General features: G+C 64.0%; 8 protein-coding genes. 5 read left to right on the forward strand and 3 right to left on the reverse strand.

The window, feature by feature from the left end; all coding sequences use genetic code 11:
• Window positions 1–162: 162 nt before the first annotated feature.
• On the forward strand, window positions 163–894 hold the full coding sequence (locus tag IVB32_RS25510; protein WP_018458475.1) for an ABC transporter ATP-binding protein: 732 nt from the start codon (window positions 163–165) through the stop codon (window positions 892–894).
• 181 nt (window positions 895–1,075) lie between these two features.
• Here IVB32_RS25510 and IVB32_RS25515 read toward each other — a convergent pair whose 3' ends face one another.
• Window positions 1,076–1,699 carry a pyridoxamine 5'-phosphate oxidase family protein gene (locus IVB32_RS25515; protein WP_018458474.1) on the reverse strand — a complete coding sequence of 208 codons (624 nt, stop codon included), beginning with the start codon at window positions 1,697–1,699 and terminating at the stop codon, window positions 1,076–1,078.
• Window positions 1,700–1,819: 120 nt separating this feature from the next.
• On the opposite strand from IVB32_RS25515, the gene IVB32_RS25520 reads away from it, so the two are divergent.
• Window positions 1,820–2,704, forward strand: a complete 885-nt coding sequence (locus IVB32_RS25520; protein ID WP_247369341.1) for a LysR family transcriptional regulator — start codon at window positions 1,820–1,822, stop codon at window positions 2,702–2,704.
• Between the two features lie 5 nt (window positions 2,705–2,709).
• On the opposite strand, the gene IVB32_RS25525 is transcribed toward IVB32_RS25520, so the two are convergent.
• A complete protein-coding gene (locus tag IVB32_RS25525; RefSeq protein ID WP_018458472.1) occupies window positions 2,710–3,129 on the reverse strand; it encodes a PaaI family thioesterase in 420 nt (139 codons plus the stop codon).
• A 234-nt stretch (window positions 3,130–3,363) separates the two neighbouring features.
• A complete protein-coding gene (pobA, locus tag IVB32_RS25530) occupies window positions 3,364–4,533 on the reverse strand; it encodes a 4-hydroxybenzoate 3-monooxygenase (protein ID WP_026233588.1) in 1,170 nt (389 codons plus the stop codon).
• 214 nt (window positions 4,534–4,747) lie between these two features.
• Here pobA and IVB32_RS25535 point away from each other — a divergent pair, with 214 nt between their 5' ends.
• The 3 genes from IVB32_RS25535 (at window position 4,748) to IVB32_RS25545 (ending at window position 7,729) form a co-directional block, all read left to right on the forward strand.
• The gene (locus IVB32_RS25535) at window positions 4,748–5,764 is read left to right on the forward strand and encodes a TRAP transporter substrate-binding protein (RefSeq protein WP_018458470.1); all 1,017 of its coding nucleotides are present in this window, start codon (window positions 4,748–4,750) and stop codon (window positions 5,762–5,764) included.
• A 133-nt stretch (window positions 5,765–5,897) separates the two neighbouring features.
• On the forward strand, window positions 5,898–6,407 hold the full coding sequence (locus tag IVB32_RS25540; protein ID WP_018458469.1) for a TRAP transporter small permease: 510 nt from the start codon (window positions 5,898–5,900) through the stop codon (window positions 6,405–6,407).
• Window positions 6,408–6,409: 2 nt separating this feature from the next.
• Complete coding sequence (locus IVB32_RS25545; protein ID WP_018458468.1) at window positions 6,410–7,729, forward strand: TRAP transporter permease; 1,320 nt, start codon at window positions 6,410–6,412, stop codon at window positions 7,727–7,729.
• The last annotated feature ends 90 nt before the right edge of the window (window positions 7,730–7,819 follow it).

Raw genomic sequence — 7,819 nt, forward strand, 5'->3', positions numbered from 1 at the left:
CGGCGGCATGAGCGTCCTGCTGGTCGAGCACGACATGGGCTTCGTCATGAACCTCGCCGACCGCATCGTGGTGCTCGATTTCGGCACCAAGATCGCGGAAGGAACGCCGGCCACGATCAAGACCAATCCCGAAGTGATCAAGGCCTATCTCGGAGTGGCGGCATGAGCGCGCTGTTGTCCGTCGCCAACGCCCATGTCGCCTATGGCAAGGTCGAGGCCGTGCGCTCGGTCTCGCTCGAAGTCGGCCAGAACCAGATCGTCACCATCGTCGGCGCCAACGGTGCCGGCAAGACCACGCTGCTCTCCGCCATCATCGGCATTTTGCCGCTGAAAGGGCGCGTTTCATTCGCAGGTCAGGACCTGTCGCGGCTCGACATCGAGGACCGCGTCGCCATGGGGCTTGGCCTCGTTCCCGAGCACCGCGAATTGTTCGTGACCATGAATGTCGAGGACAATCTCGAGTTAGGGGCCTTCCGCATCGAGAGAAGCAAGGCGAAAGCCTCGATGGAGCGGGTCTACACGCTGTTTCCGCGGCTCAAGGAGCGGCGCAAGCAGCTCGCCGGCACGCTCTCCGGCGGCGAGCAGCAGATGCTCGCAATGGGCCGCGCACTGATGGGCGAGCCCAAGCTCCTGATGCTGGACGAGCCGAGCCTCGGCCTCGCCCCGATCATCGTCGCCGACATTTTCCGCATCGTCACCGAACTGCGCGCCGCCGGCGTCTCCGTGCTGCTGGTCGAGCAGAACGCGCAGGCGGCATTGAAGATCGCGGATCAGGCCTATGTCATGGAGCTCGGCGAGTTCGTGCTCAGCGGCAAGGCCAGCGACATCGCGGCGAATGAGCGCGTGGCGGCGAGCTATCTCGGCTTCCAGCACGAAGGGGCGAGTGTGTTGTAACTTCGAGACGCGCTTCCTCAAACTCATCTGTCATCGTCCGCCTAGTGCGCAATTGCGCACAGGGGCGGACGATCCAGTATTCCAGAGACCTGTGCTTGAACCGAGGCGCCGCGGCGTACTGGATGCCCCGCCTTCGCGGGGCATGACATCGGAGGATTCAGGGAGAGACGAAGATCGTGGCCTAGCTTGCCCCCTTGTCACCCTTCAGCGCCGCGAGCTCTGCTTCCAGCTCCGCGATCTTCGCATCCCTTGCCGCCAGCGCCGCCGCCACATCTCCAGCGTCGAACTTCTGCGGGATGTGCTGCGGGCAGTTCGTGTCCCACGCTTCGATCTTGAACAGGATCACCTGCTCGGGCCGGGCGCGATAGCCTTTCGGCATCAGCGATGTCGTCAGCGCCTCGTCGTCCTCGACCACCCGCGCTTCGCCCCAGATCTTCACCCGGCGGCGATGGGCGTAGTCCATCACGAAGATGTAGGCCTTGGGATTTTCAGACAGGTTTCCCTGCGTGATGTATTGCCGATTGCCGGCGTAGTCCGTGAAAGCCAGCGTCTGCTTGTCCAGCACCTTCAAGAAGCCCTTCGGGCCGCCACGATGCTGGATGTAGGGCTGGCCGTCGGCCGATGCCGTGGCGAGATAAAAGCTGTTGGCGTCGGCCAGGAACGCCGCGAGGTTCTCATCGACCTCGGTGCGCCAGCCGCGCTGCTCGGCATGGGCATAGCCTTCGCGTGATCCCTTTCGGGTCTGGATCGACTTCACCGCCGGCGTGAACGCCACGTCGCTGGCGTAGGTGTGAGTTGCCGTCATCGGAACATCTCCTGAAATCCCGGCGCATCCCTGCGTCTTCGCCATCCAAAATGGACCTCCCGCCGGCTAAAACAATCATCCCGCTTGACACTTCATCGTTGCGTTATATGCAATAATGCCATGGATCGCCTCGAAGCCATGCATGTTTTCGTCACCGTCGCCGACCTGCGCGGCCTCGCGCCGGCGGCACGAAAACTGCGGCTGTCCCCCTCCGCGGTGACGCGGCTGATCGCGGCGCTGGAGGAGCATCTTGGCGCGCGGCTGTTGCAGCGGACCACCCGTCAAGTGACCCTGACCGACGTCGGCACGCGCTATCTCGAGCGCGCGCGTCGCATCCTCGCCGATGTCGAGGAGGCCGACGGCTCGGCACGGGAGGAGCGCAACCGACCGAGCGGGCGGCTGGTGGTGTCGGCGCCGGTCGGCTTTGGCCGGCTCCATGTCGGGCCTGTCATGATCGCCTACCTCAAGCGCTATCCCGAGGTCGCCTGCGAATTGCGGCTGTCGGACAACCTGGTCAATCTCGTGGAAGATGCCGTCGACGTCGCGGTGCGGATCGGCCATCTCGCCGACTCCTCCCTCGTCGCGCGCCAGGTCGGCGAGATGCGGCGGATCGTGGTGGCGACACCTGGCTATCTCAAGCGCCATGGCGAGCCGAAGACGCCGGAGGCATTGCTCGGGCACCAGACCATCGCCTTCGGTCCATCCGCGAACTGGCGCTTCGTGCAGGACGGCCGCGACATCGAGGTGGCGCCGAATCCACGCTTCGCCAGCAACAGCGCCGACGCCGCCCTGCAATATGCCGAGGCGGGCGGCGGCGTGACCCGGGTGCTGGCCTATCAGGCTGCCGAGGGCCTGCGGCGCGGGCGGCTCAGAATCGTGTTGGCGAAATACGAGCAGCCGGCGTTGCCGATCCACATCGTCTACCCGACCTCGCGCCTGCTCTCCGCCAAGGTGCGTGCCTTCGTCGATCTCGTGGTGGAGACCGCGGAGTGGAAATTCGGGTGACGCCCTCACCCCTTCTTCGGCACTACGCGAAAGGTGCCGCTGGCGCGGGCGATCACGGCGCCGTCGGCCTTCGCGAGGCACTGCGCGAAACAGATCGTGCTGCCGGTCTTGATCGCCTCACCCTCGACCGCGAGCCATTGGCCGATCTCGCCGGCGCCGACATAGTCGACCGACAGCGAGATCGTGACCAACGAGGTCGTCCAGCCCGTCGCCTGCGCGCAGCTGTAGCCCATGGCGGCATCGGCCAGCGCCGCGATCAGGCCGCCATGGATCAGCCCGCGCGCGTTGGTGTGCGGTTTCGCCAGCCGCAATCCCACGGTGACGCCGTTGTCGGTCTTCCTGGAGTAAAGCGGCTCCCAAGGATCGGTGAGCGGGGCTTTGCGAAAGTGCGGCTCGAAGCCGGCGGGAATGTCGGTGCTGGTCATGTCCGTCTCGCGTTGGTGGCTCCCGCCATTGAACGCGGCAGACGGGACAGATGCACCACCTACAAAGTTTTAAACGGAATTTGCGCGGGTGTTTGAAAGGAGTGGCGCCGTCGCCCCGCTATCCCTGTCATCACCCGCGAAAGCGGGTGATCCAGTATTCCAGAGACGGTGACGTGATACGGAGAGGCCGCGGCGTACTGGATGCCCCGCTTTCGCGAGGCATGACGGCGCGCCCTAAAACGGCAGCCCCACGTAATTCTCCGACAGCGAGGTCATCGCGGCCTGCGACTGCGTGACATAGTCGAGCTCGGCGAGCTGGATGCGCGCGCCGATGGTGCCGGTGTCGGGGAATTTGTGCAGCATCGAGGTCATCCACCAGGAGAAGCGCACGGCCTTCCAGACCCGCGCCAGCGCCTTCGCCGAATAGGCATCAATGCCGGCGCTGGATTTTTCGTCGTAGAACTCGCGAAACGCACTCGACAGATAATGCGCGTCGCTCGCGGCCAGGTTCAGCCCCTTGGCGCCGGTCGGCGGCACGATATGGGCGGCGTCACCGCACAGGAACATCCTGCCGAAGCGCATCGGCTCGGCGACGAAGCTGCGCAGCGGCGCAATGCTCTTCTCAATCGAGGGGCCCGTGACCAAGCTGTCGGCGGCGTCCTGGTCGAGCCGGCGCTTGAGCTCGTCCCAGAAACGGTCGTCCGGCCATTGGTCGACGTGGTCGTCGAGCGCGCACTGCACATAGTAACGGCTGCGCCTGGTCGAACGCATGGTGCAGAGCGCAAAGCCACGGGCGTGGTTGGAATAGATCAGCTCGTGGCTGACCGGCGGCGTCTCGGAGAGGATGCCCAGCCAGCCGAACGGATAGATGCGCTCGAACTCCTCGATGGCCGAAGCCGGAACGCTGGCGCGGCTGACGCCGTGAAACCCGTCGCAACCGGCGATGAAATCGCAATCGATGGTGTGGGTGACGCCATCTTTCACGTAGGTTACGCGCGGGTGACCGCCGTCGAAATCCTGCGGCTGCACGTCCTTGGCCTCGTAGACCGAGGTGAGGCCGGCGGCCGTGCGCGCATTCATCAGATCGAGCGTGACCTCGGTCTGGCCGTAGATCATGACCGTCTTGCCGGTCGCAGCCTTCATGTCGATGCGGTGGCGGCGCCCCGAGAAGGTGAGTTCGATCCCTTCATGCACCAGCCCTTCGGCATGCGCCCGTGCGCCGGCGCCGATCTGGTCGAGCAGCGCAACTGTTCCCTCCTCCAGCAGTCCGGCACGGATGCGGCCGAGCACATAGTCCGGGCTCTGCCGCTCCAGAATGACATTGTCGATGCCATAATGATGCAGCAGTTGCCCAAGCAACAATCCTGCCGGCCCCGCCCCGATGATTGCGACTTTTGTCCGCAATACTTGCTCCTCCCGATCCTGTAGGCTTTCGGCGTGGCTCGCTTGTCGCTGCCGTCCGCGCACGATAATTATATCATATAACGGTTGGGCAAAAGGGAGTGCGCGGCGGCACGTCGCGCCAGTTCCGGCTTGAACGCGCCGGCCAACTAGATAACATGTTAATTAACGAGACCGGGCCATCGAAGCCCGCCGTCAAAAGAGGGAGAGACGCGTGATGAGGAAAGCCTGTCTGGCGTTGCTGCTGGCAGCAAGCGTGAGCCCTGCGTTCGCGCAGGACAAGACCTTCGATTTGAAGATCTCGCACTGGGTGCCGGCCTCGCATCCACTACAGAAATCGCTGGAGGACTGGGCTGCTGCGGTCGAGAAGGATTCCGGCGGCACCATCAAGGGCAAGGTGTTTCCGGCCCAGCAGATGGGCAAGGCGTTCGACCATTACGACATGGCGCGCGACGGCATCGCCGACGTCACCTATGTCAATCCCGGCTACCAGCCCGGCCGTTTCCCGATCATCGGCGCTGGCGAATTGCCATTCCTGATCTCGGATGCCAAGGGCGGCTCGATGGGGCTCGACGCCTGGTACCGCAAATACGCCGAGAAGGAGATGAAGGACGTCAAATACTGCCTCGCCTTCGTCCACTCGCCCTCCTCCTTCCATTCCCGCACCAAGAAGATCGTGATGCCGGAGGACGTGAAGGGCCTGAAGATCCGCCCCGCCCACGCCACCATGGCGAACTTCGTCACCTCGCTCGGCGGCACCAATGTGCAATCCTCCGCGCCCGAAGTGCGCGACATCATCGAGCGCGGCGTCGCCGATGGCGTCACCTTCCCCTGGGGCTCGCTGGTGCTGTTCGGCATCGACAAGGTGACCAAATACGACATGGAGGCGCCGCTCTACACCACGACCTTCGTGTTCGTCATGAACAAGGACAAGTACAATGCGATGTCCGACAAGCAGAAGGCCGCGATCGACAAGAATTGCACGGTCGAAATGGCAGGCGTGGTCGGCGAGCACTGGGGCAAGTTCGAGGATGCCGGCATCGACAAGGTCAAGGCGGAGTCCGGTCACGAGGTCTACAAGCTGACGCCCGAGCAGACCGCGGCCTGGAAGAAGGCCGCCGAGCCGCTGGTGAAGACCTGGAGTGACGGCGCGAAGAAGACCGGCGTGGATCCGGACGCGGCGCTTAGCGAGCTGAAGGCCTCGCTGAAGAAGTACAACGCGCTGGCGGAGTAGTTCTTCGTCGAAACACATGCGGCGGCGGGATGCATCTCGCCGCCGTTGTTCTGCACGCGGGTCGAGACGCGAGGAGCGCATCGCGCGTCCTCTCCCTCTCCCGCCCGAGGATGGCATCTCTTAGGAAGCTCCCATGAAGCGCAGCTGGATGGATCGTATTATCGATTCGATCGAATGGATTGCAGCGGCTTTCGTCGGCATCGTCGCGCTCGACATCTTCCTGTCGGTGTTGCTTCGCAACACGCTGAACTATTCGATCCCCGATAGTTTCGACATCGGCCGCATGCTGCTCGGCATCCTGATCTTCTGGGGCATCGCCGCGACCTCCTATCGCGGCACCCACATCACCGTCGACCTCGTCTGGGGCAATGTCGGGCCGCGCTACCAGCGCTGGATCGACGTGTTCGCGACCCTGGTGCTGCTGTTCGTCGTGACGGTGCAGACCTGGACGCTGTTCGACAAGGTGCGCGGCACCTACAACGACAACGTCCAGACCTTCGACATGCACATGCCGACCTGGCCGTTCTTCGCGATCGCCTGGATCGGCGACGTCTCGGCCGTGCTGCTGATCGCGATCCGCACCTACCGGTTGATCTTCCATCCCGAAGAGATGCACGACCCCAAGCTGAAGGCGACGGAGTAATCATGAGCACCGATGCCGTCGCCGTAATCGGCTTCGTTTCCCTGTTCGCCCTGATGCTGCTGCGCGTGCCGGTCGGCATGGCCATGGGCCTCGTCGGCGTCTCCGGCTTTTCCTATCTCGTCGGCGCCACGCCGGCGCTGAAGCTGGTCGGCCAGACCTCGATGCGCACGGTGACCGACTACACCTTCGGCGTCATTCCGATGTTTCTGCTGATGGGCTCGTTCGTCAGCAATTCCGGCATGAGTCGCGAGCTGTTCCGCGCCGCCAACGGCTTTGTCGGCCATTTGCGCGGCGGACTCGGCATCGCCACCGTCGGCGCCTGCGGCGGCTTTGCCGCGATCTGCGGCTCCTCGGTCGCGACCGCCGCGACCTTCTCCGCGGTCGCTTACCCCGAGATGCGCCGCTTCGGCTATCCGCAGTCGTTTGCCACCGGCGTGATCGCGGCCGGCGGCACGCTGGGTGCGATGCTGCCGCCCTCCACCGTGCTCGCCGTCTACGGCATCATCACCGAGCAGGACATCGGCAAGCTGTTCATCGCCGGCATCATCCCGGGCATCCTCGCGATGACCATGTACATGATCACGATCTTCCTGATCGGCTATTTCCGGCCCGACTTCCTGCCCAAGGGCAAGGAGCTGCCGTGGCGCGAGCGCTTCGCCGGCCTGAAGGACATCTGGGCGCCGGTGCTGCTGTTCGTGTTCGTCATCGGCGGCCTTTACGGCCTGCCCTATTTGCCGCGCTTCACGCCGACCGAAGCGGGCGGCGTCGGCGCCGCCGGCGCCTTCATCATCGGCGTGGCGACCGGCCGGCTCGACCGCGAGAAGATTCTGGCGTCGCTGCTCCAGGCGACGCGCACGGCCGCCGCCGTGTTCACCGTGCTGATCGGCGCCTTGATCTTCGGCTATTTCCTCACGGTGACGCAGACCCCGCAAAAGGTGACGGAATTCCTCACCGGCCTCGGTCTCGGCCCCTACGGCGTGCTGGCGTTGATCATGGTGATGTATCTCGTGCTCGGCTGCCTGATGGACGCCATGGCGATGATCATCCTCACCGTGCCGATCATCTTCCCCGTGATCATGCATCTCGGTTTCGACCCGATCTGGTTCGGCGTCATCATCGTCATGACGGTCGAGCTCGGCCTGATCCATCCGCCGGTGGGCATGAACGTCTTTGTCATCAAGAGCGTGGTGAAGGACGTTTCCTTCTCCACCATCTTCAAGGGCGTGATTCCGTTCGTGGCGACAGACCTGGTGCGCCTGGTGATCCTGATCGCCTTCCCGCTGCTGGCGACATGGCTGCCGACGCGGATGATGGCGCATTGAGGAGGTGGTAAAGCGGCGAGCTGTCTTTTCCCTCTCCCCTTGTGGGAGAGGGTGGCTCGCCGCAAAGCGGCGAGACGGGTGAGGGGTATA

This window comes from Bradyrhizobium sp. 23, assembly GCF_023073295.1.
GTDB lineage: Bacteria > Pseudomonadota > Alphaproteobacteria > Rhizobiales > Xanthobacteraceae > Bradyrhizobium > Bradyrhizobium canariense_D.